This is a genomic window from Chelatococcus sp. GCM10030263, from assembly GCF_042666455.1.
Lineage (GTDB): Bacteria > Pseudomonadota > Alphaproteobacteria > Rhizobiales > Beijerinckiaceae > Chelatococcus.
The window spans coordinates 244949-270694 of sequence record NZ_JBHTDB010000007.1; the positions used below are offsets into that span (position 1 = coordinate 244949).

The window sequence follows — 25746 nt, forward strand, 5'->3', positions numbered from 1 at the left end:
CAGGCGGCAAGCGCTCAATCTGCCTGGATCTGCACCGGCGTACCAGGCTTATCGGCCGTGCCGGTGGCGATCACTAGGTAACGACGCGCGTCCTTTGCGGCGGCATGCACAATTTGGCGAATCGGCCCGGCGGCATTGACGATGGCGGAGCCTGCCGGATTGCTCATGAAGGCGGAGAGCGGCTCCAGCGTGCCGCTGCCGTCCGCGCGGTCGGCGAGGGCGAGCACATACGCCTTCTTCGGCTCGAGCCCGGTGACGGAGGCCTGCAGCACCTGGATGAGCCCCTGGTCGAACAGGGAGACGCTGGTCGGCGTCTTCTCTGCCGTGCTCCTGTCTGCCGTGCCTTTGCCGCCTGTGCCCTTGATCGACGCGAGCACGAGGTGGGTCGCCTTGCCCGCGACACCGAGCGGCATGAGCCCTTGGGTGCCGTCGCCTTCCGGCACGGCATTCGGCACATAGGTCAAGGCCTGCGGCGCCTGGCCGATCGGGATCGTGGCGATCACCGTGTTGGTCGCCGTGTCGATCGCCGCCAGCGCATCGTCGTTCTCCAGGCCGACATATATCCGGCTGCCGTCGCCGGACGGCCAGAGGCCGTGCGGCAGCTTGCCGACGGGAATCGTCGCGACCTGTTCGAAGCTGTCGGTGCGGAACACCTTCACTTCATTGAGGCCGCCGATGGTGATATAGGCGAAGCTGCCCCTGGCGTTATGCGCGAAATTGACGTGATTGGTGATCGGCCCGGTATCGAGCGTCTTGATGAGATCGAAGGGCGGCCGGGCATTGAAGACCTGCGTCTTGCCGATGTCCTTCAGCGTGAACCACACCTGCTTGCCGTCAGGCGTCGCCGCGATATTCGGGCAGAAGGGCGAGGCCTGCTTTACGCGTGCCACTATCGTGTGGTCGGCGACCGAAATCACTGCCGTCTCGGGATTGAAGGACGAGCAGACATAGCCGTATTTCCCGTCCGGCGAGAAGATCTGCATGCCGGGCCCCGCGGCGACCTTGATGCGCGTCTTCTCCGCGAAGGTCGTGCCGTCGATCACGGAGACATAGTCCTCGCCACGCACGGTCACCCACACCTCCTTGCCGTCCGGCGTGAAGAAGGCCTCATGCGGGGACCGGCCGACATAGGTCGTGTGCTTTACGGCATTCGTGGCGGTGTCGATGAAGGTGACGGAATTGGAGCCGATCGAGACGACGGCGAGCGTCTTGTGATCGGGCGAGAAGCCCATGCCGTGCACGAGCACCTGGCCCTTGTAGAGCGGGCTGAAATTGCCGGGCTGCGGATCGCCGAGGCGGATGACGCCGAGAAGCTTGTTCGAGGCGGGATCGGTGACCGAGACGGTGTTGGAGAATTGCTCGGCCGCGTACACGCGGTCGCGGTGGCTGACCGGGATGTCGGGCGCATCGGTCGCGCCGGGGGCCTGGCCGGCGTAAGCCGGCGCCAGTGCCGCCATGGAGAGGCCCGCCATAAGGGCGAGCCGCAAGGGGGTGCGCTTCATCGAAGGCGTCTCCTAGTTGACGTGACCGTGGTGGGAGGGCGCGGGCTCAGCCGACGCCGCCTCACCAGCAGTGGGAATCTGGGTGGGTGAGGGCGCGGAGGGCGGCAGCGGCTCGCCCACGGCGAGCCGCATGGCGGCGATTTCCTGCTGCTGGGTGACGATGATTTCCTGCGCGAGGCGGCGCAGCTGCTCGTTCTTGCCGTAGCGCAGCACGGCCTTGGCCATGTCGATGGCACCCTGGTGGTGCGGCACCATCATCGCCACGAAATCCTTGTCGACATCGCCGGTCGGGGCGGCGTCCATGTCGGCCATCATCTTGTCCATGGCCGCCGCATTTTCCTTGAGAAAGGGCGCTTCCTCGGGAAAGCGGTCGGCGGTGTGCTGGTGACCGGCGTCGGGCTTGCCGGACATGTGCATGCTCATGTCGTGGGCGAGCGCCGGAACGGCGGCGCCGACGAGTGCGGCGGCGAACAGGAGCCGCCGGATGGGTGGGGGAAGTGGCGAGAGCACGGGACCTCCTCGGGCTGGGTGCCTGAGAGGTGGACAATCCCGAGAAGCGATTATTCCGACGCCGCACGTTTTTTTTGACGGCACATTGTTTGGCCGTGCGCCACGGGGGGCAGGGCGCCCGCAATCAGGCCGGGCGGAGCAGCACCTGGTCGCTGAGGACCGCCGTCTCCGCCTGGGCGATCGTGAAGCCGGCGCGTGCGGCGAGCGGCGCGAAGCCTTCGAGGCCGCGCGGCACGAGCTCCAGCCGGGAATTGGCGGTCATGCGCCGCCGCGCCATGTCGGCGCGGGTGACCGAGCCGGCGGCGAGCCGTGCGCCGCGCCCCTCGGCGTGCAGGGCTTGCAGATTGGCGACGATGGCTTCGTCGCTACCGTATTCGAACAGCGCGCCTTCCGATGAAGCGGCGATCATGGCGCCTTGCGAGGCGAATTCGCCGACGAGGTCGTGCAGCGGCGCGGGCGCGTTCCAGTCATAGGGCCTGCGCTCGAAGGCGATGTCGAGGCCGTGCAACGGCCAGCCCTCGTGCATCAGCGCCGCGAGCGCATTGGCGCCGAAGTACGGCCCGGCCTCATCGCCGTCGAGCACGTGGATGGCGAGCGGCCGCTGCAGCAGCTCGGGACGTCGGCGCTTCAGAAGGATGAGCGTGTTCAGGCTGTCGATGGCGGGGCCGCCGCCGATATTGATCAGGTGCAGGGGTGCGCTCGGCGCGTCGGCCATATCCTCGATGAGGCCGTCGGCCACGAGCCGCGCGGTTTGGAACATGCGCAGCCTGAGCAGTGGGACATGCACCGAGGCCGCGAGCCGGCGGTCCATGGGTTGGTCGAAGGGCGGCACCAGATTGTCCGGGCCGAGCTTCATCACATAGGTGCTGAGGCCGTCGAGGAAGCCTGCATCGGGCTCGACCAGCGCCCGCATGAGACGCGACTGCCTGGCCGCGGCGTGCATCATCATGCGCATGAAGAGGCGGGGAACGAGCCGCCACTTGCGGTCCTGCTCCAGAAAGGCGTCTTGGAGAGCCTGGATGGCGGCCGGATTGTCGGCAACGGCGAAGCGCGGGTGGGTGACGTCGATCACCGGCAGCGAAAAGCCCTCTTTCGTCGCGGCAAAGGCGACGTCGGACGGAGAGGGCTGAGACTGCATGGTGAACTCCGGCGGTCGGAATCGCGTCTGCCTTGCATCGAGCCGCAGCAACGTTCCTCTACACCAGTTTCACCCGCCTGTTGAGGCGCCGGCGGTCGCCAGGCGCGGCAATGGCGCAAGGTCCCGCCTTCGGCATTCGTTGCCGACGGCGCTGGCCTTCAAGTCTGGTCTATACGCTCGTGGCGCCTTGACGATCGGGGTTTGCGAAGGCGTTGGCCGCCAGAGACTCTGTAAGCGGCGCAGCTACGGCCGGACCGGTTGTCGGCTTGTCTCCCACGTCGAAGCGTCGGCCCAGAGCGCGAGCAAGCCTGATCAGGATCTCGCTGCTGTCGGTCACGACGGATCCGCCGGGATTGAAACTGGCCAATCTCCAATTCGGACCGATGTCTGTTTGGCACCGCGCGATATGGACCGCTTGGACCTCCTCACAATGCCGCGTTCCGCGCATCTGCTGGAGCAACATGTCCTCGATCTGCGAGGCTGTCCTTATTTCCCTGACCATGGAAGTCGTCCTTTATTGAAGAGATCGACACTGCCTCGACCTCATCGGAATGAACCCAACGGGCGCCAGCAGCGCGTCGGCTGCGGCGGTTAAGGCGAAACGAGCACCTCTGCACTACGCGCGGCTTCGATGAAGCTTTGGCGAGCCCGCTCGATGGCTTCATGCGTCCGCTGTATGGTGGCTCTGCCGCAAGCGTTGCGAGCGCGCTTGAGAAGCGCCGGTTCCGTGCCGTCCTTCGTGAGGATGTGACGGCTAGGCCATCTGCTGCCCAGCAAAAAATTCGCGCTCTCAACGTCCCGGACAAGCTTAGAGGAAAGGCTCACGCGGACGGAATCGGCGAATTTCAAGCGATTTATCTTATTGTTCATAGAATGAATATAGCGGATTATTTTAGAAATACAAGAAATTTCGCAAGTTGAGACACTCTCGGAAGTGAGGAATTTCTAAGTGGATAGCTCGTTTTTGCCGTCAAGTTGCCAGTTCAGCAAATAGTGCGATCCATCCGTTCGCGCCACCAGAGCGAATGGAGGCCTATATCTAATCGGCCTGGTAGAGCAGCACGCCGAGCATCGCCGCCAAGGCGGCGATCACGAGCAGGAGGGGGCCGCGGTTCATGGTCTCTCCGATCTGGTTTGCAGGCAGACTCTGAGCCCGGACCGATCGTTCGTTGGCGCAAAAGGAGCGCACCGCAGGGTTGGGCTCAATCAGCAATAGGCGCGGATATCATCGCTGGCTATGGGCTTTCGCCTCCACGGCCGCGATGACTTCGCCCATGAGATCGTTGAGCTCGTCGCGGTAGCCAGTGCGCGCCGAGGGTGCGGCGGTGCCCGAGGTCATGACGACGGTAAGGTCGAGCGCCGGCACGATATAGAGCATCTGGCCGCCGTAGCCCCAGGCGTAGCGCACGTCGTGGCCGGCGATGCTGCGCAGAAACCACCCGTAGCCATAGGAATCGCCGGTGAAGCGTGATGCGGTGCGCGGTGTCCAGGACTGGTCGATCCAGGCACGGGAGATGAGCTGCTTGCCGTCCGGGGCGCGGCCGCCGTTGCGGTAGAGCTCGCCGAAGGCGAGCAGTGAGCGCGGGCTCATGGCCATCTGGTTGCCGCCGAGATAGATGCCCTGCGGATCGCGCTCCCAGGCGGTGATCGCGAAGCCCTTCAGTGGCCCGAGCCAGTCGCGCGCGAGCTGCAGGGTGGAGCGTCCGGTCACCCGCGTCAGGATCGCTGACAGAAGATGCGTCGAGCCGGTCGAATAGAGCATCGCTCCGCCGGGGTCGTCGGCGAAGGGCTGGGCGAGCGCGCTGCGCACCCAGTTGCGGCTCGCCACCCAGCGGCCGTAGTTCGGGCCGGAGGTGCGCCCGAGGCCCGCCTGCATCGACAGGAGATTGCCGATCGCAACCCTTTCGAGGCGCGGATCGGGATCGGCCGGCAAGTCCGCCTTGAGCAGCGGCGCGATCGGCTGGTCGGGCCCCTTCAGGATGCCACGATCGATGGCGATGCCGACGAGCGCCGAGATGATCGACTTGGATGCCGATTTTATATTGGTCGGCCTGGTCGCCGTATGGCCGCCATAGCCGCGCTCAGTGACGATCTCCCCGCGCTGCGCGACGATGACGGTTTCGAGCGGCCGGAGCTCGGCTGCCCTGTCGAGCACTCCGGCAAGCGCCGCATCGGGCGAGGCGGGCTCGCCCTGTGGCGACGCCGCGCTCTCGCCGGCAGGGGCGTGCGGTCGAGGGGTGGGGGCCGGCTGGCTTTGCGCCAAAGCCGCGGACGAGGCGAGGAGGGCGAGGGCGGCAAGGAGAGGGCGAAGATCCATAAGGGATGGGAACCGGCCCTTTATGGCGGAAGCGTGGGGCGAGCCCGCCGCATGGGCCGCGCTCACGCCAAGTTGAGAACCTTCTGGCGGGATTTCAGAAGTTCTGCGGCTTCGTCGGCCGTCATCATGTGGCGGAAGAGGGTGCCTTGGGCCTGCTGGCATCCCTCCTGCGTGAGCAGTCGCTGCTGCTCCTCGTCCTGCACGCCATCGGCCGCAACCATCAGACCCAAGCCGGAGCCGAGCCCGACCAAAGCGCGGACGATGGCCGCGCTTTGGGGATTGTCCGCCATGGCCTGGACGAAGCTGCGGTCGATCTTGATGGTGTCCAGCTTGAAGTTGCGTAGGTGGTAGAGGCTCGAATAGCCCGTGCCGAAATTGTTGAGGGCGATTTTCACGCCCGTCTCGTGGATGGTCCCGAGCACGGTCTGGGCGCCGCTCAGATCGGCCACTAGCGCGCTTTCAGGGATTTCGAGTTCGAGCCGCGAGGCCGGCAGGCCGGTCTCGTGGAGAATGGCCATGATGCGCAGGCCGAGGGCGGGGTCCTTCAGCAGGGCCGCGGGGAGACCGAAGGACAGAATGACCTCTTCGTTCCACGTGGCGGTATCGCGGCAGGCTCTGCGCAGGAGATGATCGGTCAGGGCCTGCAGCAGGCCCGCGGTCTCCGCGATGGCGACGAGTCGGGCGGCATCCAATTCGCCATAGTCGGGATGCATCCAGCGCGGCGCGGCTTCGAAGCTCATCACCGCGCCTGTCTTGAGATCGATCCGCGGCTGATAAATCACCTCGAGACGTGAGGCATCCAGCGCCGCGCGCAGATCCCGCTCCAGACTGTCGCGCTCGCGAATGTGGTGGTCCATCTCCTCCTCGAAGAAGCGCAGCGCGCTCGTGCCCAGGGCCTTGGCGCGGTAGAGCGCGATATCCGCACGGCGCAGAAGCGTTTCGGCGTCGGCGCCGTCGACGGGGGCAAGCGCGATGCCTATGCCCGTGCCGACGAGGTGGTCGCCCGACCCGGTCTGCACCGGTGCGCGCAAGGCTTCGATAATCCTGATGGCGAGTGTCGCGGCGGCGTCCGGGCCGGGGAGATGGCGGGCGAGCACGGCGAATTCGTCGCCGCCGACGCGAGCGACGATGTCGCTGTCGCGAATGGCCTGGCGCAGGCGCAGCGCCGTCTGCACCAGGGCTTCGTCGCCGATCGGATGTCCATGGAGATCGTTGATGCGTTTGAAGCCGTTGAGATCGAGCACGAAGACCGCATGGACGGCGTCCGCTCCCGGCGGTGCGGCCAGGGCGGTGCGCAGGGCCGCATCGAACTGCCGCCGGTTGGGCAGGCCGGTGAGCGGGTCCTCGAAGGCAAGCGTGCGGACTTCTTCCTCGGCGGCGCGGCGACGGCGTATCTCGCGGCGTTGCGCGCGAAGTCGCGACCAGGCGAACAGGGCGAAACCGAGCGCGCAGACCGCGAAGATTTCGTCGAGCTCGAAGATGAGCTGCCGTGTGGCATCGCTCTCGTTCGGGAAGGCGTCATATTGCCAGACACCGAAAGCGGCCGCGCCGACGACAGCAGCGATCATGACGACATCGGTCAAGGTGAATCGATGCCGGATGATCATGTCCCTCAATCCACCGACGAAGCGTGATTCCATCAGCGAGCGCTCAAGCGGCATAAAGGTGTTTCAGCTGATTTAGCGGCTGCTCGCGCAAAGGAGCGTGCCAAGGCCGCCGCGCGAGCCGCAAAAAGCGACACCCGGTCGTGCAACGGCAACTGGTCGATCTCGGGCCGGCATCATTCGGGCTTGCATTCAGGTTCTCGCTCAACGGCGATGCGCAAGCTGCCATTCGGCGGCATGCGCTGCAAGGCTGCCGGCCCTATCAAATACTTACGTCCACATCTTCCGCTCATTCCTGCCGCGTGAGGCGGCCGGTTTCACCGACCGCGGCACAGCTGGTGGAAGCCCGTCGCCTACTGCTTGAACTCCGCCTCGCGCTTCTCCTGGAAGGCGCGAATGCCTTCCAGATGATCGCCGGCCGCGAAGCAGAGCGTGTTCATCTCGTTTTCGTAGCGGATGCCGGCGGCGAGCGAGGATTGCAGCGCCATGCGCACGGAGGCCTTGACCGATTCCACCGCCACCGGGCTGTAACCAGCAAGCGTTCGACAGATAGTGCGGGCTTCATCCTCGACCTTGTCGTCGTCGGTGAGAAATTCGACGATGCCGAGGCGGTGGGCTTCCGCCGCGTCGATCGGTTCGCCGAGCATCAGCAAGCGCATCGCTTGGCCGTAGCCGACGAGGCGCGGCAGCATCTGCGACGCGCCGCCCCCGCCGACCCAGCCGCGTTTGACCTCCGGGAAGCCGAGCCGCGCGCCGCGGCCCATGATTCGGATGTCGGCCGATAGTGCCATCTCGGCGCCGCCGCCCAGTACCCAGCCGTGCAGCGCCGCCACGACGGGCTTGCGCAAATCCCGTACAGCGGTTGCATATTCCACGCGATTGCGGAATTTCCAGGATGTCGGATACTCTGCGAGCGCGTTGAGGTCGCTGCCCGCGCAGAAAGCCCGTTCACCGGCGCCGCGCAACAGCACCACGCGCACGCCGTCGTCGCGGTCGAAACCCTGGCAATAGCGCGCGATAGCGGCCGCCATATCCGGCGTGACGGCGTTGAGTTTGTGGGGGCGATTGAGAATGATTTCGGCAATAAATCCGTCCCGAGCGATGCGGATTTCTTCGGATTGGATTTCTTGGGATTGGATTTCTTCGGCGTGGGTTTCTTGGGTGTTGATTTCTTGGGTGTGGATTTCTTGGGTCATGCTGTTTCCTCCAATGGAATTGTTGCAGGTTTCGGGAAGGAGCGGCGGTCATGAATGAACAGCCGAAGATCATCCGCCCACGCGAGCGGTTGACCCTGCAAGATCTTGCCGCCCATGCCGGCGTCTCGCGCGCCACCGTCTCGCTCGTGCTCGGCAAGAGCCCGCTCGTCGCCGAGAAGACGCGTCAGCGCGTGCTCCAATCCGTCCGCGAGCTCGGCTATGTCTATAACCGCGGCGCAGCCAATCTGCGCACGCGACGCACGCATACCATCGGCGTCGCCATCAACGAGATCACCAATCCTTATTTCACCGAGTTGACGGCCGTCATTCAACTCGCTTTCCTCGATCTCGGACGCACCGTCTTCTTCTCCAATTCCGATGAAGAGCTTTCGCGGCAGGAGCAGTTCATCTCGACGATGCGCGAATACAATGCCGACGGGCTCGTCGTCTGTCCGGCGCAAGGCACGAAGGTCGAGCATCTCAAGTGGCTGAAAGACCAGGGTATGGCTTGCGTGCTGATGTCGCGCGATGTCCCGGGCAGCGGCCTGGACTACGCGGGTCATGCCAACGAGAACGGGATGCGGCTCGCAACCGAGCATCTGATCTCCCTCGGCCACCGGCGAATCGCCATGATCGGCGGCAGCGATCTGACCTCGACCGGCATGGAGCGGCACGCCGGCTATCGGCGGGCGCTCACGTCCCATGGCATTCCGCTCGCGCCCGAGCTGATGGTGCCCGGTCTTCCGAGCCGCAGCTTCGGGGCATCCACGATCCGCCAGCTGCTCACGCTCGACGAGCCGCCGACCGCCGCCGTGTGCTTCAACGACGTCATCGCCTTCGGCGTCATGCTCGGCCTGCGCCAGATCGGCCGCGAGCCGGGTCGCGACTTCGCCGTCTTCGGCTATGACGACCTTGAGGAGGCCGAACTCTGGACGCCGGCCTTGTCGACCGTGAAGATCGACTCGCAGGCCATCGGCACCGCTGCCGCGCAGCTTCTGCTCGAACGTATCGATCATCCGGACGCCCCACCACGGCGGTCGCTGTCACAACCCAAACTCATGATTCGCGAATCGAGCTGCCCGCCGGCAGCCTGACTTTCCACGCCCGCGAGCAGGGCGCCACCCATCAGCCGCCGGACGCCGGAGCGTCTGCACCGACCAGTTTCATGTCCCTCTAGAGCGGCAGTTGACAGACTGTTGCTCCGAATTTAGAACGATCTAAATCGAAAAATAAATAAATAAAACACGGGGAAACGGCACAATGGGCGGATTTCCAGAAATCGACCTTTTCTCGCCGGCCTGCCATCGGGATGCCTGAGCCATGGGACGCTACATCGTCTCCAGGCTCGGCCTCACGATCGTCATGGCGTTGCTCGCCACGCTGGTCATCTTCTTGATCGCCAACACCGTGCCGGGCGATCCCGTCCTGGCGCAGCTCGGCGATGTCGCGGCCTCCAACAAGGAGTTCGTGGCCGAATGGCGTGCCAAATGGGGGCTCGATCTGCCCCTGTGGCACCGCTACCTCCTGTTCCTGAACGGCCTGCTGCACGGCGATCTTGGCGTCTCCATCGCCTCCCAGCGGCCCGTGCTCGATGATATCTCCCAGTTTGCGCCGGCAACGCTCGAACTCTCGACGATCAGCTTCCTCCTGGCGCTCATCATCGGCATCCCGCTCGGCATCCTGGCTGCCGTGCGGCGCGATAGCTGGATCGACCATGTCGCCCGTGCGGTGTCACTGATCGGTGTGTCGTCGCCGACCTTCTGGCTGGCCTTCATCATGCTCGCCCTGTTCTACGGCGGGCTGGAGATCGCACCCGGTCCCGGCCGGCTCGACCCGATCGCCTTCCCGCCGGAGACCGTCACCGGCCTCATGCTGATCGACACGGCGCTCGCCGGCGACTGGGCAACCTTCCACGACGCTGCCGCGCATCTGGTGCTTCCCTCGATCGTGCTTGCCGCTGCGACGCTCGGGCTCATCACCCGCACGACGCGGGCGAGCATGCTGGAGAGCATTCAGCAGGATTATGTGCGCGTCGCGCGCGCCAAGGGCCTGAAGGCGCGGACGATCATTCTCGGGCACGTCTTTCCGAATGCACTTATTCCGATCGTGACGCTCGGCGGCCTCGCCTATGCCAATCTGCTGGCCGGCGCCGTGATGACGGAGACGATCTTCTCCTGGCCGGGGCTCGGTCTCTACACCTTCCGCAGCGCTGCGGCGCTCGACTTTCCGGCGATCATGGGCATCACGCTGGTGGTGGCCCTCGTCTATCTCATCATCAATCTCCTGATCGACATCAGCTATGCGCTGCTCGACCCGCGGGTGACGCGATGAGCGCCGTGGCCGAAACCAAGAGCCTCGCGCGTTCCGTCAGGCCCGTCGCCACGCGCGCGCAGCGCTGGCGCCGCCGTTATGGACTGCCGGCGATCGGCTGCGCGATCGTAGTGTTGTGGATCCTCGTGGCCGTCTTCGCGCCGCTGCTCAGCCCCTATGATCCGAATTTCGTCGATGTCGCCAATCGGCTGAAGCCGCCCTCCGAGACGCATTGGCTCGGCACCGATGCGCTGGGGCGCGATGTCTTCACCCGGCTGCTGTTCGGCGCGCGCATTTCGCTCATGACCGGCTTCGTCGTGGTGCTGGTGGGGGCGGTCGTCGGCACGCTGCTTGGGGGCATTGCCGCCTTCGCGCGCGGCAAGGTGGAAGAGGCGATCATGCGCCTCACCGACCTCGTGCTGTGCTTTCCGCCGATCATCCTGGCGCTCGCCATCGCGGCGGCGCTCGGCATAGGCACCCTCAACACCATCATCGCCATGCTGGTGGTGTGGTGGCCGAAATTCGCGCGCCTCGCCCACAGCCTGGTGCTGACGCAACGCTCGCAGGAATATGTGGAGGCGGCGATCATCGCGGGCTTCGGCCCGTCGCGCATCCTGCTCCGGCATATCATCCCGAATGCCATCGGGCCGCTGATCGTGCTCGTTACGCTCGACATCGGCAACGCCATCATCACCTTTGCGGGCCTCTCCTTCCTCGGCCTCGGCGTGGTGCCGCCGACCGCCGAATGGGGCTCGATGGTGGCCGAAGGCCGCGAGCTGGTCGCCCAGTGGTGGGTCGCGGCCTTCCCCGGCTTCTGCATCCTCTCCATCGTGCTCGGCTTCAACTTCCTGGGGGATGGCGTCCGCGACTGGCTCGATCCCAAAGCGCGGAAACGGTGAGGCGCCCATGAACATGAGCTTCAAGCCCACCGAACCCGCGCCGTCCGCTTCGCCCGCCCTTGAGGTGGAAAATCTCCGCACCGAATTCTTCACCGACGACGGCGTCGTTGCGGCGGTCGACGGGGTCTCCTTCACCGTGGCGCCCGGCGAGGCGCTCGGCATCGTCGGTGAATCCGGCTCCGGCAAGAGCGTCACCGCCCTTTCGCTGATGCAGCTTCTCGATGAGCCGGCGCGCATCACGGCGGGCGAGGTGCGTTTCCAGGGCAAGGATCTGCTGGCGGCGAGCCCGGAAGAGCTGCGCACGCTGCGCGGCGACCGCATGGCCATGGTGTTCCAGGACCCCATGACCTCGCTCAATCCGGTGCTGAAGATCGCCCGGCAGCTCGTCGAGACCATGGTGACCCATGGCCGCTACACGACGGAGGAAGCCTCCAAGCGCGCCGTCAGCCTGCTCGGCCGCATGGGGGTGACCGCTCCGGAACGTGCCGTGGACAGCTATCCGCACCAGTTCTCGGGCGGCATGCGCCAGCGCGTCATGCTGGCGCTGGGCATGAGCAACGAACCGGCGCTCCTCATCGCCGACGAGCCGACGACAGCGCTCGACGTCACCATTCAGGCGCAGATCCTCGACCTCATCCGCGAGCTCAATCGCGACTTCGGCACTTCCGTCGTCCTCATCAGCCATGATCTCGGGGTGATCGCCCGGGTCTGCAGACGCACCCTCGTGATGTATGGCGGGGAGGTCGTGGAGGAGGGGCCGACCGAGGATCTGCTCGCCGATTCGCGCCATCCCTATACCTGGGCGCTGATCAATGCCGTGCCGCGCATCGACGAGGAGCGGCCCGCGGACCGGCGGCTCACCACCATCGAGGGGCAGCCGCCCGATCCGCTCAATCTGCCGTCCGGCTGCCGCTTCGCGCCGCGATGCCCCTTCCGTATCGCGCGCTGCGATACCCATCCCGACCTTCTGGAGATCGCCCCCGGCCGCAAGAGCCGCTGCTGGGTCACCCAGCAGGGCACGATCTTGCCGAAGAAGGAGTCGCGGGCGATACCGGCTGAAATGGCCGCTGCACGGCACGTCGAGGGGGCGGACGAGCCGCCGCTCCTCAAGGTGCGCAATCTCGTCAAGCATTTCGGCCTGCCGAAGAGCCGCTTCTTCGAGAAGCCGCGCTTCATCCATGCCGTGGATGATGTCGATCTCGACGTTTACCGCGGCGAGACGGTCGGCCTCGTCGGTGAATCCGGCTGCGGCAAGTCCACCTTGGCGCGGCTCGTGATGCGCATCCACCAGCCGGATTCGGGCGAGGTGGTCTTTGCCGGCCAGGACATTGCGCAGGCCTCGCAGAAGGCGATCAGGCCGCTGCGCCGGCGCATCCAGATGGTCTTCCAGGACCCCTATGCCTCGCTCAACCCACGCATGACGGTCGGCGACATCATCGGTGAGCCGATGGCGTTCCACGGGGTCACGGCGCGCGGGGCAGAGACCGATCGGCGCGTGGCGGAGCTTCTGGAGACGGTCGGGCTCAATCCGCGCGTCGCCAAGCGCTACCCTTACGAGTTCTCGGGCGGTCAGCGCCAGCGCATCTCGATCGCCCGCGCCCTCGGCGTGGAGCCCGACTTCATCGTCGCCGACGAGCCGATCTCCGCGCTCGACGTCAATATCCAGGCGCAGATCATCAATCTGATGCTCGACCTGCAGGAGCGTTTCGGGCTGACCTATCTGTTCATCGCCCATGACCTCGCCGTTGTCCGCCACATCTCGGACCGCGTGGTCGTGCTCTATCTCGGCAAGGTGGCGGAGGTCGCGCCGGCCGACCAGCTCTTCCGGCGGCCGCTCCACCCCTATACGCGCTATCTCCTCTCGGCGGTCCCCATTCCCGATGCGGTGGTGGAGCGCGGCCGCGGTCATCTGAAGCTCGAGGGCGAGCCGCCGAGCGCCATCGATCCGCCGTCCGGCTGCCGTTTCCGCACACGCTGCCCGCTGGCCCAGCCGATCTGCGCCAGCGAGCCGCCGCCTCTCCTTGAGCACGAGCCAGGCCAATTCGCCGCCTGCCATTTCCCAGGACGACTGCAATGACCGCTGGAGGATCGAAGTGAAACGCGTCACTGCCGATGAAGCCGTCAAGCTGATCCACTCCGGCGATACCGTGCTGATCGGCGGCTCGGGCGGCGGCCACGCCGTGCCGGAGGCGCTGATGGCGGCGCTCGAGCGGCGCTTTCTCGCTGAGGGCGAGCCGCGCGCCATCACGGCCGTGCATCCCGTCGGCCTCGGCGACGGCGACAAGCACGGCGCGAACCACTTCGCCCATGAGGGGCTGTTGAAGCGCGTGATCAGCGGCACCTTCGTCAATTCGCCGAAGATTTCGGATCTGGCGCTCGCCGACAAGATCGAGGGCTATACCCTGCCGCAGGGGGCGCTCTCGCTGCTGATGCGCGAGATGGCGGCCGGCCGGCCGGGGCTCATCACCAAGACGGGCCTGCACACCTTCGTCGATCCGCGCCACGGCGGCGGCCGCCAAAGCCAATGCGCGCCCGAGGGCGTGGTCGAGCTCATCGAGTTCCGCGGCGAGGAGTATCTCTTCTTCAAGCCGATGCATATCGACGTCTGCTTCCTGCGCGGCACGACCGCGGACGAGGACGGCAACGTCACCATGGAGCAGGAAGCCGTCTTCCTCGAAATGCTATCGGAATCGCAGGCGACGAAGCGCTGCGGCGGCCTCGTCATCGTGCAGGTCAAGCGCATGGCCAAGCGCGGCACGCTGCCGCCGAAACAGGTGAAGATCCCCGGCATCCTCGTCGACCTCGTCGTGGTCGAGCCGAAGCAGTGGCAGACCTTCGGGACGGAATACGACCCCTCTTACGCGGGCGAGCTGCGCGTGCCGCTCTCCGATATTCCGGTGCTGCCGCTCGATGCGCGCAAGATCATCGCGCGGCGCGCCGCCATGGAGCTCTTCCCCGGCGCGATCTGCAATCTCGGCTCGGGCATCTCGACCGGCATTGCCAATGTGGCGGCCGAGGAGGGCGTGCTCGACGAGGTCTGCCTCACCAACGAGCAGGGGCTGATCGGCGGCGCACCCGCTTCCGGCAACGAGGCGGGGGCGGCGCGCAACTATCACGCCCTGATCGACCAGCCCTACCAGTTCGACTTCTACGACGGCGGCGGGCTTGATCTCGCCTTTCTCTCCTTCGCCGAGGTCGATGCGGAGGGCAATGTCAATGTCAGCCGCTTCGGCAACCGCATCATCGGGCCGGGCGGCTTCATCAACATCAGCCAGAACGCCAAGGCCGTCATCTACAGCGGCACCTTCACCGCCGGCAAATGCGATTTCGACTGGTCGGGCGAGGGGCTGCGCATCGTCAAGGACGGCGAGCATAGGAAGCTTGTCGAGAAGGTTCTGCAGATCACCTACAGCGGCCCCTATGGGCGTGAGCGCGGTCAGCGCGTGCTCTACGTCACCGAGCGCGCGGTGTTTCAGCTCGGCGAGGCCGGAGTCGCGCTGATCGAGATCGCGCCCGGCGTCGATCTGGAGCGCGACGTCATCGGCCGGATGGGCTTCCGGCCGATCGTGGCGCCCGATCTCAAGCTCATGGACGCGAGCCTCTTCAAGCCGGAGCCGGTCGGCTTGAGCCGCATTCTTGCCGGCCGGGCGCCACGGGCCGGCTCGCCCCGGCTTGCGGCCGGTACGACCCACTCGCTCGCGGCGGAATGACCATGAACGCACCCCTGCAAGCTCCTATCGGCGGTTCCACCCGGCTTTTCGTCATCATCGGCCATCCGATCGCCCAGGTGAAATCGCCGCAAACCTTCAATCCGCGCCTCGCCGCGGCGGGACTCGATGCGGTGCTCGTGCCCATGGACATCGCGCCCGAGCGCTTCGACGAGACGGTGCGCGGCCTCAAAGGCGTCGCCAATCTCGACGGCATCATCATCACCGTCCCCTATAAGGCGCGTATCCTGCCTCTCATCGACGAGCTGCGGCCGATGGCGCGCACGGTCGGCGCTGCCAATGCCATGCGGCGGGAGGCCGACGGCCGCTGGATCGGCGACATCTTCGACGGCACCGGCCTGATGCGCGGCCTCAGGGTCGAGAATGAGGAGCCGCGTGGCCGGCGCGTGATGCTGCTCGGCGCGGGCGGGGCGGGGAGCGCGGTCGCGGTCGCCTTCGCTGAGGCGGGCGCCGCCGCCGTGACCATCCACGACGTTGACGGCGCCAAGGCCGAGATGCTCGCGGTGCGCGTGAAACGGGCCTTCCCGGACTGCGACGTGCGGGCGGGCGCCCCGGATCTCGACGCCCATGACATCCTCGTCAATGCGACGCCGACCGGCATGGCCGAGGGCGATCCCCTGCCGGTCGCCATCGAACGGCTGCGGTCCGACATGTTGGTTGTCGACATCATCATGAAGCCGGAAGTCACGCGCTTTCTCGCCGCCGCCCGCGAGCGCGGCTGCAAGGCGCTGCCGGGCAAGACCATGCTGGAAGGGCAGGCGGCCGAAGTGATGAAATTCTTCCGCGTGGAGGGCGGGGCATGACCGAGATCCCGGTCGCCATCGGCGAGGAGGCGAGCTTTGCCAAGACCATCGGCGAGGCCGATCTTCTGATGTTCTCGGCGATCTCCGGCGATTTCGACCCGATCCACGTCAACGAGGACTATGCCCGCACGACAGTTTTCGGGCGGCGCATCGCCCATGGCGGGCTCGTCATGGGGCTTCTCTCGACCACGGCCTCGATGATCTCGCGCCGCGCCGTCGAGCGTGGGTCGAAGGGCGTCTCCGTCTCGCTCGGCTATGACAAGATCCGCTTTCTGAAGCCCGCCTTCATCGGCGACACGCTGACGGCCCGCTACCGCATCGAGGCGATCGACGCGGAAGCCGGCCGCAGCCTGTCGCGGGTCGAGGTCGTCAACCAGGACGGCGAGCTTTGCCTGGCCGGCACGCATGTCATGCGATGGCTGCCGCCGAGCGAGGCCGCCGCATAGGTTCTGCGCCGATCGCTCCTTGCTTTGGAAACGTCACCTCATGCCCATCACCGAAACCCATCAAGAGATCCGCCGCACGGCCCGCCGCTTCGCCGAGGAAGTGATCAGGCCGCGGGCGGAGGCGCTCGACCACGATGAAGCCTTCCCGGCCGACATCTATTGGCAGATGGGGCAATTGGGGCTGTTCGGCATCACGGTGCCGGCCGAGATGGGCGGCGCCGGGCTCGATGCGCTGGGCTACGCGCTCGTCATGGAGGAGTTGTCGCGCGGCTATGCTTCCATCGCCGATCAATGCGGGCTCTATGAGCTGATCGGCACGCTGCTGTCGCTGCACGGCACGGATGCGCAGCGCGAGCGTTGGCTCGGGCCGCTGCTCGCCGCCGAGCTCAAGCCCGCCTATTGCCTGACCGAGGCCGAGGCGGGCTCCGATCTCTCGAACCTCAAGACCTTCGCCGATAAGACCGCCGACGGGTGGCGCCTGACGGGCTCGAAGCTCTGGATCCACAATGCGCCGGTCGCCGATGTCGGCTTCGTCCTCGCCCGCACGGACAAGGAGGCCGGCAAGCGCGGCATGAGCATCTTCATCGTGCCTTTCGACGCGCCCGGCGTGTCGCGCGGGCCGAAGGAGCACAAGATGGGCCAGCGCGCGAGCCAGGTCGGCGCGCTGCAATTCGACGACGTGCGCCTGCCGGCCGATGCGCTGCTCGGGACCGAGGGCAGGGGGTTCCACATCATGATGGGCGCGCTCGACAAGGGCCGCATCGGTATTGCCGCGCTCGCCGTCGGCATCGCTCAGGCGGGGCTCGAGGCGGCGCTCGCCTATGCCGGCCAGCGCCGGCAATTCGGGCAGCCGGTCGCCGATTTCCAGGGCCTTCAATGGATGCTCGCCGATATGGTCAAGGACATCACGGCCGCGCGGCTTCTCGTGCACCACGCGGCAGAGGCCTTCGATTCCGGCGGCCAGTCGACGATCTTCTGTTCCATGGCGAAATGCTTTGCCGCCGACATGGCCGTCGCGCAGACCGCCAATGCCGTGCAGATCTTCGGCGGCAGCGGCTATATCCGTGGTTTCGAGGTGGAGCGGCTCTATCGCGATGCCAAGATCACGCAGATCTATGAGGGCACGAACCAGATCCAGCGCACCATCATCGCCCGCGAACTCCTGAAGAATGGAGTTCCTGCGTGAGCGAGATCTTTGCCGTTGCTCTCAGCCGCCAGTCCTTCCGTGACGTCACGCCGGGAGCGAGGCGATGAGCGAAGCATCGAAAGGCAATGCCCTGGTGACGGGCGCCGGGCGCGGCATCGGCCGGGCTATCGCGCTCGCCTTGGCGGAGGGGGGCTTCGACCTCGTCGTCAACGATCTCGCCCGATCGGCCGAACTCGACGAGACCGTGGCCATGATCCGCGACAAGGGGCGGGAGGCCGTGGCGGTGCGTGCCGATATCGCCGATATCGACGGCCATGCGGCCTTCCTGGACGCCGCCTGGAACGCCTTCGGCGGCCTGCATTGCCTCGTCAACAATGCCGGCATCTCGGTCGCCAAGCGCGATGACATTCTCACCGTTACGCCGGAGAGCTTCGACCGGCTGATGAATGTCAATCTGCGCGGCCCCTTCTTCCTGACGCAAGCCGTTGCGCAGCGGATGCTCGAGGCACCGCAGGACCGCTTTCGCAGCATCATCACCGTGTCGTCGATCAATGTCGGCTTTGTCGCCGTTGACCGGGCGGAATACTGCATTTCCAAGACCGGCCTTGCGATGATGTCGAGGCTCTATGCGGTCAGGCTCGCGAGTGCCGGGATCAATTGCTACGAGGTGCAGCCCGGCGTCATCCGCACCGATATGACCGCGGTGGTGCGCGAGCGTTACGACCGGCTTTTCGAGAGCGGCGTCGCGCCGATTGCCCGCTGGGGCGAAACGGACGATGTCGGCAATGCCGTCGCCATGCTCGCCTCGGGCGCGCTCCCCTATACGACCGGCGAGACCTTGCGGGTCGACGGCGGTCTCGCCATCAGGAGGTTGTGAATGGACGCCGCAGCGGACGAGCGCCTGCTCACAGCCGGCGAATATTGGTTCGACGACCTCGGACCGGGTGATCATTTCGACACCGGCCGGCTGGTGGTCACGGAGGCCCATATCGTGGCCTTCGCCGGACTTTCGGGCGATCTCTTCGACATCCACATGGATGACGAATTCGCCCGCGAGCAGGGTTTTCCGGGCCGCATCGCCCACGGTCTGCTCGGCCTTTCGCTAGCGGACGGTTTGAAGAACCGCGCGTCGGTGCGTATCATGGCTGTCGCCTCGCTCGGCTGGAACTGGCGGTTCAAGGGGCCGATCTTCGCGGGCGACCGCATCGGCGTCCGCGTCCGCATTACAGGCAAGCGTCTGTCGAGCAAGGAGCAGCCGCTGCTGACACTCGCCTTCTCCGTCACCAATCAGCATGGCGAGGAGGTGCAGGCGGGCGAAACCACGCTGCTGGCGCGCAGGCGGCCATGAGAAGGCCATGACAGAAAGTAGGGCTGGTCTTGTCTCGCCAACGGGCTATCGTCAGCCGATCTATTAAATCGATCTAAAGAATTGCAGCCCGCAGAGCTGCGATCTCGGGGAAACGCAAAGGGAGAGTGCACGATGACGAACACGTCAGGTTGGATGAGCCGTCGCGAACTCGCGAAGCTCCTGGGGCTCGGCGGGGCTGCGATCGCCGCTGGGCTGCCGGAGCGGGTCTATGCCGCCGCGAACAAGGACACGCTGGTCATCGGCGTCGATATCAGCGACACCATCACCCTCGATCCGGCGCGCCAGGGCCAATACACGCCGCCTATGACGCTGTGCGCCGCCTACGACATGCTCGTCACCATGGATCCGGGCGACTACATCGATCTGAAGCCGGCGCTCGCGACCAAGTGGGAAAAGACGCCGGACGGCAAAGGCTGGCGCTTCACGCTGCGCGAAGGCGTCAAATTCGCGAGCGGCAATCCGATGACCGCTGAAGATGTGAAATGGTCGATCGATCGCGTCCTCTATCTCGGCGATCAGCCCTCGCAATATATCGCCCATCTTGAACGGACCGAGATTGTCGACGGCAAGACCGTGGACCTCATCCTGAAGGATCCGACGCAGCCGATCCTGAATATCTTGGCCGCCCCCGGCTTCGTGATCTACGATCGCAAGCTCCTCGAAGAACATGGCGGCGACGCGAGCAAGGAAGCCAAGACCAAGGACAAGGCGAGCACCTGGCTCAACGGCAATTCGGCCGGCGCCGGTGCCTATCGCCTCCTGCGATGGGAGCGCAACGCCCAGATCCAGCTCGTGCGCAACGAGCATTACTGGCGCGGCAAACCGCCCTTCGCGCGCGTGGTGATCCGCCACATCGCCGACAGCGCCGCCCAGCTGCTCGCGGTCCGGCGCGGCGATATCGACATCGCCTTCAATCTGATCCCCGAGCAGATCGCGACAATCGGCGCGGATCCCGGCGTCCGCAAGGAGGGCCTGACCAGCCTCGACTTCGTCTATATGGCCTTGACGCAGGAGCCGGAGTTCAACAAGGCGCTGGCCGTCAAGGAAGCGCGGCAGGCGATCGGCTATGCCATCGATTACGACGGCATCATCAAGAACCTGCTGGGTGGTGCCGCCCTGCGCCCGGCGAGCTTCTTGCCGATCGGCGTTTCCGGCTCCACGGAGGCGATCGCCAAGGAAATCGGCTTCCGTCAGGATCTCGACAAGGCCAAGCAGCTTCTGCAGAAAGCCGGGCTCGCCGACGGCTTCGAATTCGAGATCGCCTATGGCAATGCCGCCATCGCCGGCGTGACCTACCAGACGCTTGCGCAGAAGCTCCAGGGCGATCTGGCGCAGGTGAACATCAAGGTCAGGCTCGCGCCGATGGACCAGGTCAACCTGCGCACCACCTATACGACCAACAAGGCGCAAGGCGGTGTCCTCACCTTCTGGAACCCGCCGGCGGTTGAAAACCTGCTCTGGGCGGCCGCCACCGTCGAGCGGGTCGCCCGGCGCGTGCATTGGACGCCGTCGGAGGATGTGGTGAAGCTCGTCCACCAAGCCGCCGCCGAACAAGACGCGAAGAAGCAGGCCGACCTTTGGGTCGAGTATCAGAAGCGCATGGTGGATCAGGCGAACTACTTCATCCTGTTCCAGCCCATCTACCAGATCGCCGTGCGCGATACGCTTGCCAAGCTGCCGCTGACGGCCGCCGGCTGGCAGCTCGACATGTATGGTGTGAAGCCGGCTTAACGAGCCCTTCCTTTCCTCGCGGCGGCGGGTCCCTGTGGGCCCGCCGTCTTTTCTTTGCATTCTCTGCCGCCCTGGGGTGATGCCATGAAAATTCTGCTGACGCATGGCCCGCATATGCGCCGCAACTATTATGGCGACCGGGCTCTGTCCCGCCTGCGGGATATGGCGGAGGTCGTGCTGCACGAACGCGACGAGCCCCTCGATCCGTCCGCTCTGGTGGCGGCCGCCCGCGATGTGGACGTGATCGTCTGCGATCGGCAAACACCCGCCCCGGCGGCCGTATTCGAGGGCTTGCCGCAGCTCAAGGCCTTGCTCCGCGTCGCGGTGGACATTCGCACCATCGACCTGCCGGCGGCGTCCGCGGCGGGCGTCCTCGTCACCCGCGCCGCGCCCGGCTTCGTTCCGGCGGTCGCGGAGCTTGCGCTCGGCTTTCTCGTCGACCTCGCGCGCGGTATTTCGCAAACCGCGGCGGCCTATCATGCCGGCCGCGCGCCCGAGATCCGCATGGGCCGGCAGCTGGCGGGCAGCACCATCGGCATCATCGGCTATGGCAGCATCGGCCGGCGCCTCGCCAGCCTGGTGCTGGCGCTCGACATGCGCGTGCTCGTCGCCGACCCCTTCGCGACGGTGGACGAGGCGCGGATCGAGCAGGTCTCGCTCGACGAGCTTCTCGCCCGGGCGGATCATGTGGTCTGTCTCGCGACGGCGACCGAAGAAACGGAAAGCCTCATGGATGCCGCCGCTTTCGCACGCATGAAGGCGGATGCGGTTTTCATCAATCTGTCGCGCGGCAATCTGGTGGACGAGGGGGCGCTCGCTGCCGCCTTGCGCGAGGGACGCATTGCCGGGGCGGCCATGGATGTCGGCCGTGCGCCGGATCAGATGCCCTCAGCGGCGCTTGCGCAGTTGCCCAATGTCGTCGCCACGCCCCATATCGGCGGGCTGACGCCGCAGGCGATCGAAGCGCAGGCCTTCGACAGTGTCGAGCAGGTCGCTGCCCTTTTGCGCGGCGAGGTGCCTGACGGGGCGGTGAATGCCGACGCCTGGTCGCGGCGCATCTGACTTCTCATCATCCGGTAAAGCGGGACGGCGTTCGCGAACCCTCCGCCTGCCGCTCGACGCAGGCTTTGACCCAGTCGATGAAGCTGCGCACCTTGCCGCGCCGCAGATTGTCATGCGGGCAGACGATCCATTGGGAGACGATGGTGCAACGGGGCGGCGAGGCGATCGGACAGATCAGCAGCCCGTCGCGTCGCTCGCGCCAGGTGGTCAGATTGCTCTCGAGCGCGATGCCCATTCCGGCCGCTGCCGCGTCGATCGACATATGCGAGCGATCGAACAGCACCCGCTTCCAGCGCAGGTCTGGTTCCACGCCGGCCATGCGCAACCAGGGTCCCCACTGCACGAGCGTCTTGACCGAGTGGATGAGCCGGAAGTTCACGAGATCCGCGGCCTGAAGGCTGCCCGGTGCCGCGAGCCTCGGGGAGCAGAGCGGAACGACGTTTTCCTCCGTCAGCGGCTCCACGAATAGCCCCTGCCAGCGTCCTTCGCCGTGACGGATCTCCACGTCCACGCCCTCGCGCAGGAAGTCGGTCGGCTCGTTCGTGGCGTCGATGCGCACCTCGAGACTCGGATGCGCATCGAGGAATTCCTGGAGAAAGGGCAGCAGCCATTTGGTGGCTGTCGTCGGGGCGACGCGCACCGTCAGGACCTGGACGGAACTGTAGCCCCTCAGCCTTTGGGTGGCGTCCTCGATCCCATCGAGCTGGTCGGCAATGAGCTCGAAATAGCGCCCGCCCGCCTCGGTCAGAGCGATGCCGCGTCCGGATTTCGCGAGCAGAGACGTGCCGAGATAGCTCTCGAGGAAATGGATCTGCTGGCTCACCGCCGAGGGCGTCACGCCGAGATCCTGAGCCGCGCGGCTGATGCTGCCGCTGCGTGCCGCTGCGTAAAAGGCGCTGATCGCGCGAAGCGGAATGCGCATGCTGCCCATCCATGTAGCCCAGCTAAAACATCGTATCAGAAAACTTATTTGTTCTTCAAAGATATGGCGCCTATCATTTCATGCTCAATGGGAAATACGGCAGATGCGATCTGCCTAATAAAAAGGAGCAACCGCTCAAGCGGATTGCCCAGAGCCAAGGAAACGCCACTGCGCCGTTGATGTACCGACGCAGGTGCTCTTTTGCCTCGTTTGGCGAAACCAGGGAGGATACAATGAAATTTGCTTCCAAGTTGTTTCTGTCGGCTGTTATGACGGGCGCACTGCTCGCGGGAACCGCAGAAGCGCGAACGCTGCGACTAGGCCATGCCACCTCCGATACCAATCCGCGCCATCTCGCGGCGCAGCTCTTCGCGAAGAAGGTGGAGGAGGCCTCGGGCGGGTCGCTCAAGATTACGGTCGCCGGCAATGCCCAGTTCGGCGACGACGTGGAGATGATGACGGCGCTCCGGCTCGGAACGCTCGACATGTCCCTCAACAGCCAAGGTTCGTTAGCCGGCGTCGTGCCGGAGGCCGCCACAGTCGGTCTGCCCTTCCTGTTCAGCGACACGCGGACGGCGTGGAAGGTGCTCGATGGGCCGGTCGGCGATGATCTCGCCAAGCTCGCGGCGAGCAAGGGGCTGGTGATGCTGGCCTATCTCGACAACGGCATCCGCGTCACCACCAACAACCTCCGCCCCATCACCAAGCCGGAGGATCTCAAGGGCATCAAGCTGCGCGTTCCGCCGGACCCGATGGGCACGGACACTTTCGCGGCGCTCGGTGCCAATCCCACGCCGATGAAGTTCTCCGAGCTTTATCTCGCCCTGCAGCAGGGCGTCGTGGACGGACAGGAGAACCCCGTCGTCAATATCTACCATTCGAAATTTCACGAGGTGCAGAAATATCTGTCGCTGACCCGGCACAAATACGAGATGACACCTTTCCTTGTCAGCGCGATCACCTGGAAGACCTTGTCGCCGAAGGAGCAGGACATTCTCCGCAAGGCGGCCATCGAGGCGCGCGACTACCAGCGCGAGCTCGCCGCGAAGGAGGAGGTCGAGCTCCTCGACAAGATCAAGGCGGCCGGTGTCCAGGTCAACGAGGTCGATGCCGCGCCGTTCCGGGCGGCGACCCAGTCGGTCTATGACAAATGGCGCGGCCAATACGGCGAGTTCATCGGCAAGCTGACCGCTGCCGCCGAAGCAGGCCGCTCATGAGCGTCGTGACGTCGTCTCCGGAACTGGTGCGCGAGAACCAGGCCCCCGGCCTAGTGCGCCTTGTGGATCTCGCCATCTTGCGCTTCGCGCAGGCGGTCGGGATCGGGGTGGCGGTCGTCCTGCTCGTGTCGATCACGACGGGGGTCGTCGTGCGCTATCTCACCAGCCAGAGTGCCGGCTGGATCAACGAATTGCCGGATCTTCTCTTCCCCTGGCTGTCGATGGCCGGCATGGTCATGGCCGCCCAGCTCGGCCAGCATATCCTGGTCGACATGGGCGTTCGCCTCCTGTCGCGGGGCGTGGGACGCGGCCTCGTCCTTCTGACGAACGGTATCGCCGCCGCAGTCTTCCTCTTCCTTGCCCGGCAGGGGCTCGACGTGCTGGAGGTGACGGCCGGCGAGAGCTTCCCGCAGCTCGGCATCACGATGCTCTGGGCCTATCTCGCCCTCGTGCTCGCCTTCCTGCTTCTCGGCGTCACGGCGCTCACGACGATGGCCCGCGTCCTCACCGCCAAGACGGATCCGCTCGCCGTGCGTGCGGATCTCGGCGGCGGCGACATGCACGGAGGAGGCGTCTCATGACGACGCTGATGCTCGTCCTGTTCGCAGTCCTGATGGTCGCGGGCATGCCGATCGGCTATGCGCTCGTCGTCAGCGCGTCGGCCGCCATTCTCGTCGCCGGCGAGATCCCGAGCACGGTGGTGCTACTCAAAATCTTTCAGCCCACGCAAAGCTTTCCGCTGCTCGCTATCCCGTTCTTCATCCTGTCCGGGTCGCTGCTCATGTCGGGCGAACTCGGTCAGCGGCTTGTGGGTTTTGCGGCCTCGCTCGTCGGGCGGTTCCGCGGCGGCCTCGGGCAAGTGAATGTCTTCGGCTCGGCGCTCTTCGGCGGCGTCTCGGGTTCGGCCGTGGCCGATGCCTCGGCGCTCGGCTCCATCCTCATCCCGTGGATGAAGAAGGAGGGCTATCCGCCAGCACTTGCCGGCGCCATCACGGCCTCCTCCTCGATTATCGCCGTGCTCATTCCGCCATCGATCCCGCTCATCATCTTTGCCGCCGTATCGAATGCCTCCATCGCCGAGCTTTTCCTGGCGGGCATCCTGCCGGGCGTGCTGCTCACGCTCGGGCTGATGGGGGCGTGCTGGTTCGTCGGCTGGCGTCGGGACTTGCCAACAGTGAATGTGGCGGGCGGGCTGCGCGGCCTGATCTCGGCCCTACCGAAGGCGCTGCCGGCGATCACGCTGCCATTGATGATCCTCGGCCTTCTGCGGTTCGGCATTGCGACCCCCACGGAGGTCAGCGTGCTCGCCGTTATCTACGCGCTGCTGATCCGCACGACCCTCTATCGCGACCTTTCCCTGCGCAGGCTGTCCAGCGACATCGCGGCAACCGTCGCGCTGACCGGCGTCGTCATGCTGGTCATTGCCGCATCCAATCTGGTCGCCTTCGTGCTGACCGTGGAAGACGTGCCCAATACGCTCGCCGCCTGGGCGCTCGACACGCTCAAGGAGCCCTGGCTCATCATCCTGATGATGAATGTGGTCATGATCGTCGTCGGCATGTTTCTCGACCTGCCGGCAGCGATCCTGCTGCTCGGGCCGATATTCGTCGCGCTCGCCGGTGCCATCGGGCTCGACCTCATCCAGCTCGGGCTGATGATGACGGTCAATCTGGCCATCGGCCTGTTCACGCCGCCGGTCGGAACGACACTCTTCATCGCCTCCGCCATCTCCCGCCAAGGCATCGGCGCCGTCGCGCGGGAAATGTGGCCCTTCTACCTCGTCTCGCTCGTGCTGCTCGGGCTCGTCTCCTACGTGCCCGCCCTCACCATTCGCTTCTAAACACG

At 65.6% G+C, this 25746-nt stretch carries 23 protein-coding genes; 15 read left to right on the top strand and 8 right to left on the bottom strand.

The annotated features are described in order from the left end of the window. Positions 1-14: 14 nt before the first annotated feature. The 7 genes from ACFQU1_RS17345 to ACFQU1_RS17375 form a co-directional block, all read right to left on the bottom strand. On the bottom strand, positions 15-1502 hold the full coding sequence (locus ACFQU1_RS17345; protein WP_378134884.1) for a YncE family protein: 1488 nt from the start codon (positions 1500-1502) through the stop codon (positions 15-17). 12 nt (positions 1503-1514) lie between these two features. Beyond that, entirely contained in the window at positions 1515-1919 is a 405-nt protein-coding gene (locus ACFQU1_RS17350; protein WP_378134986.1) for a DUF305 domain-containing protein, read from the bottom strand. A 217-nt stretch (positions 1920-2136) separates the two neighbouring features. Continuing rightward, positions 2137-3150, bottom strand: a complete 1014-nt coding sequence (locus tag ACFQU1_RS17355) for a hypothetical protein (protein ID WP_378134886.1) — start codon at positions 3148-3150, stop codon at positions 2137-2139. A 591-nt stretch (positions 3151-3741) separates the two neighbouring features. After that, a complete protein-coding gene (locus ACFQU1_RS17360) occupies positions 3742-4020 on the bottom strand; it encodes a DUF982 domain-containing protein (protein ID WP_378134888.1) in 279 nt (92 codons plus the stop codon). 355 nt (positions 4021-4375) lie between these two features. After that, positions 4376-5467 carry a serine hydrolase domain-containing protein gene (locus tag ACFQU1_RS17365; protein ID WP_378134890.1) on the bottom strand — a complete coding sequence of 364 codons (1092 nt, stop codon included), beginning with the start codon at positions 5465-5467 and terminating at the stop codon, positions 4376-4378. A 62-nt stretch (positions 5468-5529) separates the two neighbouring features. Beyond that, positions 5530-7074 (bottom strand): putative bifunctional diguanylate cyclase/phosphodiesterase, encoded by a 1545-nt coding sequence (locus ACFQU1_RS17370; protein ID WP_378134892.1) that lies wholly within the window; start codon positions 7072-7074, stop codon positions 5530-5532. 350 nt (positions 7075-7424) lie between these two features. Continuing rightward, positions 7425-8267 carry an enoyl-CoA hydratase/isomerase family protein gene (locus tag ACFQU1_RS17375; RefSeq protein ID WP_378134894.1) on the bottom strand — a complete coding sequence of 281 codons (843 nt, stop codon included), beginning with the start codon at positions 8265-8267 and terminating at the stop codon, positions 7425-7427. A 50-nt stretch (positions 8268-8317) separates the two neighbouring features. Between ACFQU1_RS17375 and ACFQU1_RS17380 the strand changes: the two genes are divergently transcribed. The 12 genes from ACFQU1_RS17380 (at position 8318) to ACFQU1_RS17435 (ending at position 21762) form a co-directional block, all read left to right on the top strand. Continuing rightward, positions 8318-9361: a LacI family DNA-binding transcriptional regulator gene (locus tag ACFQU1_RS17380; protein WP_378134896.1), complete on the top strand. Its 1044-nt coding sequence runs from the start codon at positions 8318-8320 to the stop codon at positions 9359-9361. Positions 9362-9587: 226 nt separating this feature from the next. After that, complete coding sequence (locus ACFQU1_RS17385; protein ID WP_378134898.1) at positions 9588-10598, top strand: ABC transporter permease; 1011 nt, start codon at positions 9588-9590, stop codon at positions 10596-10598. A 5-nt stretch (positions 10599-10603) separates the two neighbouring features. After that, positions 10604-11476 (top strand): ABC transporter permease, encoded by an 873-nt coding sequence (locus tag ACFQU1_RS17390; protein WP_378134900.1) that lies wholly within the window; start codon positions 10604-10606, stop codon positions 11474-11476. A gap of 7 nt (positions 11477-11483) precedes the next feature. Next, a complete protein-coding gene (locus ACFQU1_RS17395) occupies positions 11484-13553 on the top strand; it encodes a dipeptide ABC transporter ATP-binding protein (protein ID WP_378134902.1) in 2070 nt (689 codons plus the stop codon). Between the two features lie 16 nt (positions 13554-13569). Further along, positions 13570-15186 (top strand): acyl CoA:acetate/3-ketoacid CoA transferase, encoded by a 1617-nt coding sequence (locus tag ACFQU1_RS17400; RefSeq protein WP_378134904.1) that lies wholly within the window; start codon positions 13570-13572, stop codon positions 15184-15186. A 2-nt stretch (positions 15187-15188) separates the two neighbouring features. Then, positions 15189-16007 carry a shikimate dehydrogenase family protein gene (locus tag ACFQU1_RS17405; RefSeq protein ID WP_378134906.1) on the top strand — a complete coding sequence of 273 codons (819 nt, stop codon included), beginning with the start codon at positions 15189-15191 and terminating at the stop codon, positions 16005-16007. Next, complete coding sequence (locus tag ACFQU1_RS17410) at positions 16004-16453, top strand: MaoC family dehydratase (RefSeq protein ID WP_378134908.1); 450 nt, start codon at positions 16004-16006, stop codon at positions 16451-16453. Before ACFQU1_RS17405 ends, ACFQU1_RS17410 begins: the two co-directional genes overlap by 4 nt. Before the next feature lie 40 nt (positions 16454-16493). Further along, positions 16494-17639 carry an acyl-CoA dehydrogenase family protein gene (locus ACFQU1_RS17415; protein ID WP_378134910.1) on the top strand — a complete coding sequence of 382 codons (1146 nt, stop codon included), beginning with the start codon at positions 16494-16496 and terminating at the stop codon, positions 17637-17639. Positions 17640-17703: 64 nt separating this feature from the next. Next, a complete protein-coding gene (locus ACFQU1_RS17420; protein WP_378134912.1) occupies positions 17704-18477 on the top strand; it encodes a 3-ketoacyl-ACP reductase in 774 nt (257 codons plus the stop codon). Continuing rightward, entirely contained in the window at positions 18478-18948 is a 471-nt protein-coding gene (locus ACFQU1_RS17425; protein WP_378134914.1) for a MaoC family dehydratase, read from the top strand. A 132-nt stretch (positions 18949-19080) separates the two neighbouring features. Continuing rightward, positions 19081-20700 (top strand): ABC transporter substrate-binding protein, encoded by a 1620-nt coding sequence (locus ACFQU1_RS17430; RefSeq protein WP_378134916.1) that lies wholly within the window; start codon positions 19081-19083, stop codon positions 20698-20700. 84 nt (positions 20701-20784) lie between these two features. Beyond that, the gene (locus ACFQU1_RS17435; protein WP_378134918.1) at positions 20785-21762 is read left to right on the top strand and encodes an NAD(P)-dependent oxidoreductase; all 978 of its coding nucleotides are present in this window, start codon (positions 20785-20787) and stop codon (positions 21760-21762) included. Positions 21763-21769: 7 nt separating this feature from the next. Here the strand turns inward: ACFQU1_RS17435 and ACFQU1_RS17440 are convergent, their stop codons facing one another. Then, a complete protein-coding gene (locus ACFQU1_RS17440) occupies positions 21770-22684 on the bottom strand; it encodes a LysR substrate-binding domain-containing protein (RefSeq protein ID WP_378134920.1) in 915 nt (304 codons plus the stop codon). Between the two features lie 233 nt (positions 22685-22917). Between ACFQU1_RS17440 and ACFQU1_RS17445 the strand changes: the two genes are divergently transcribed. From ACFQU1_RS17445 to ACFQU1_RS17455, 3 genes are read left to right on the top strand one after another with little or no spacing between them, the layout of a single operon-like run. After that, positions 22918-23901, top strand: a complete 984-nt coding sequence (locus tag ACFQU1_RS17445) for a TRAP transporter substrate-binding protein (protein ID WP_378134922.1) — start codon at positions 22918-22920, stop codon at positions 23899-23901. After that, positions 23898-24482: a TRAP transporter small permease gene (locus ACFQU1_RS17450; protein ID WP_378134924.1), complete on the top strand. Its 585-nt coding sequence runs from the start codon at positions 23898-23900 to the stop codon at positions 24480-24482. Before ACFQU1_RS17445 ends, ACFQU1_RS17450 begins: the two co-directional genes overlap by 4 nt. After that, a complete protein-coding gene (locus ACFQU1_RS17455) occupies positions 24479-25741 on the top strand; it encodes a TRAP transporter large permease (protein WP_378134926.1) in 1263 nt (420 codons plus the stop codon). The genes ACFQU1_RS17450 and ACFQU1_RS17455 overlap by 4 nt, the downstream gene beginning before the upstream one ends. The last annotated feature ends 5 nt before the right edge of the window (positions 25742-25746 follow it).